Source organism: Pseudomonas sp. FSL R10-0399 (assembly GCF_009600165.1).
GTDB lineage: Bacteria > Pseudomonadota > Gammaproteobacteria > Pseudomonadales > Pseudomonadaceae > Aquipseudomonas > Aquipseudomonas helleri.
The window spans coordinates 1-424 of the sequence record NZ_WIWK01000304.1; the positions used below are offsets into that span (position 1 = coordinate 1).

The following is a 424-nucleotide window of genomic DNA, read 5'->3' on the forward strand; positions in this document are numbered from 1 at the left end:
TCGCTGCCGTCGAGAAACCGTGCGACCCGCGCCGGGCCGTCAAGGCGCTCGCCGGGGCGGTCGAGGCGTTCCAGATAGTCGAGCAGGGCGATGGCATCTTCCAGCCCCGGCGTGTCGTATAACTCCAGCAGCGGCTCGCCGTCCACCGACAACCGTGCGCCTTCTACATGCCGGGTGGTGCTGGGGCGATGGGACACTTCGCCAAAGCCGACATCGCGGGTGAGGGTGCGCAGCAATGAGGTTTTGCCGACATTGGTGTGGCCGACCACGGCCAGCGTCAGTGGCTTAGTCATGGCCTGTCTCCAGCCAGTTGATGGGTGCGCTGGTGGCAAACGGCAGCCCGAGTTTTTCCAGGGCATGGTGCCAGTCGCTCAGGCGGTCGGCGTCCAGCGCCTGGCCGGGTGGTGCTTGCAGCAGCCAGATG

1 protein-coding gene and 1 pseudogene are annotated in these 424 nt (G+C 66.5%); both read right to left on the reverse strand.

The window, feature by feature from the left end:
- A partial coding sequence (locus GHO41_RS29550; protein ID WP_178126631.1) for a GTPase occupies nt 1-293 on the reverse strand: 293 nt, incomplete at its 3' end.
- Nucleotides 286-424 (reverse strand): annotated as a pseudogene (locus GHO41_RS29555) (DUF2868 domain-containing protein); the annotation flags it as partial. The gene GHO41_RS29550 and the pseudogene GHO41_RS29555, both read right to left, overlap by 8 nt.